Origin of the sequence: Brachyspira catarrhinii (assembly GCF_005518285.1) — a bacterium.
Taxonomy (GTDB): Bacteria; Spirochaetota; Brachyspiria; order Brachyspirales; family Brachyspiraceae; genus Brachyspira; species Brachyspira catarrhinii.
The window spans coordinates 1-2,040 of sequence record NZ_SJDU01000390.1; the positions used below are offsets into that span (position 1 = coordinate 1).

The following is a 2,040-nucleotide window of genomic DNA, read 5'->3' on the forward strand; positions in this document are numbered from 1 at the left end:
ACTTGTCAGTATAGTATGTTTTAGAGTTTTTGTCAAGCTTTTTTGCAATTTTTTTAATCGCATGAAATTCTACAATAGCCTTAAACTTTCTATACAGCTTCAAATTCTCTATATATATTATAGCAAATTTAAAAAATTTGTCAACACTTTTTTTATTAAAAAGCGAATTTTTTAAAAAATTTTTTAAGGAAGGAATTGAAAAAGATAAACTTGCCGAACAAATTTCAATGGCAAAAGCAATGAAATCTAAAAATATGGACATTAACCTTATAAGCGAAATTACGGGATTAAGTATAAAAGAAGTGGAAAAACTTTAATTTATTACTTTATTTATCAAATTTATTAACCGATTATACAATAAAAGTATTGTCATCGTCATTGCGAGTGAGAACGAAGCAATCTACTTTGTATAAAGTTTCTTTAACTTTGGATTACTTCGTTTCACTCGTAATGACCGAGTTTTTTTCGTCATCTCCTCGCGGCGCACAGTGTGTGCGAACGGAGTGAAGCAATCCAAATTAATAAAAATTTCTTTTTTGTGTATTACTTTGGCTATAAATAGCCTCGTTCCCGAAAGTTGATAGTCGCTTATTTTCTGAAAAACAAAACTATTTTAAACAAAAAAACTGCCATAAATATAATCCAGCAAATTATCGAGCTATAAAAATATTTCATGTCGGGCGCAAATTCAAAAATTACTTCGCTCTCTCCAGCTTCCACAAAAACTCCTCTAAATAATAAATTTGCGTTTAATAATTCTCTTTCTTCTCCGTTTACTTTCACTTTCCAATTTGAATTATATCTTTCTTTTGAAATTAAAATTCCATCGTTTGGAGTTTTTACATTGAATGAAATTCTATTGTCGCTATTTTCTATAATTTCCACAAGGCTAACAAAATTAGTATTATTTAAATTATTATTAGAATAATTTATAATAACCGCTTCTTTTGACAAATTGAAATCGGACGCTTTTAGTCTGTTTAATCCATCGTTAAAATCTTTTGCCTCGTATATTTTGCCTACAAATTCGTATTTATTTCTATAATCTTTAAGTTCGTATAAAACCGCCGCCGAAAATTCATCTTGATATTCCGTTATCTTTTCAATATCGTTTGCTATTATAGACTGCTCCAAATATGTAGGACTCAATATATATCTTACGCCGAGCAAATCCATGAGTCTCGGTTGATAGCCGACATAATCGTTTATTCTAAAAGCTCCGAATGTTTCCGTTATATCTCTACTCAATCTGCTTGCCGCTGGAGGTTCGGTTAATGGAATTTTATAATAAGGCATCGTATGAGTAGTATATCTGTATAAATATGGAATCAAAATCGGCATTGTCGTTTCGTTATTATTTTCTTTTAAGATATGTTCCGTTATCGGAGTTTGATTATACATTTCGTTTATATTCGATTTGACTATAAACATATTTCCGCTTTGAGTCAAATCCAAAAATAAAATCGCCATAAAAATATAAGGCAGATATTTATAAAAAATATTTTCTTTATTCGCTACAATTATATAACCAAAAACTAAAACGCTTCCGATTATTAGAAATCCAATTTTTCCCGAATCGTAAACCGAAAACAATATAAAAGCCATTAGAGGAATTAAGGCTATATATCTTTCTTTTGCCGTTCCATCTTTTAACGAAATTGAATTTATGATTAAAAGCGTAGCGGTTGAAGATATTAGAGTCAATCTTATAAAAGACATAAATATATTTTTAGAAATCAACCGTGATTTTTCAGCCTGCCATTCGGGTAAAAAACTATCGTAAATAAAACTCTTTCCAAATATCGTTATAATCGTTAATACGAAAGAAGCGATTAAAATTATATACATTATTTTTTTGGCAATTTCTAAATATTTATAATCTTCTTCCAAATATTTTAATAAATTATTTTCTTTTTTTGTTTTCAAATCTATCGCCTTAAAAATATAATCCGCCGCAAAAGACGAAATTATAGCGAAAGGAATCGGGATGATTTCAATAAATTTATTCGGGTTTCTCGCGTCTCTAAAAATCGGAATTTG

The 2,040-nt window shown here is 29.1% G+C and carries 1 protein-coding gene and 1 pseudogene; one reads left to right on the plus strand and one right to left on the minus strand.

Going from position 1 to position 2,040, the window contains the following annotated elements; translation table 11 throughout:
* The first annotated feature begins 137 nt into the window (after window positions 1-137).
* The gene (locus tag EZH24_RS14745) at window positions 138-317 is read left to right on the plus strand and encodes a hypothetical protein (protein ID WP_137999126.1); all 180 of its coding nucleotides are present in this window, start codon (window positions 138-140) and stop codon (window positions 315-317) included.
* Between the two features lie 271 nt (window positions 318-588).
* Here EZH24_RS14745 and EZH24_RS10810 read toward each other — a convergent pair.
* Window positions 589-2,040: pseudogene (locus EZH24_RS10810) on the minus strand (hypothetical protein); the annotation flags it as partial.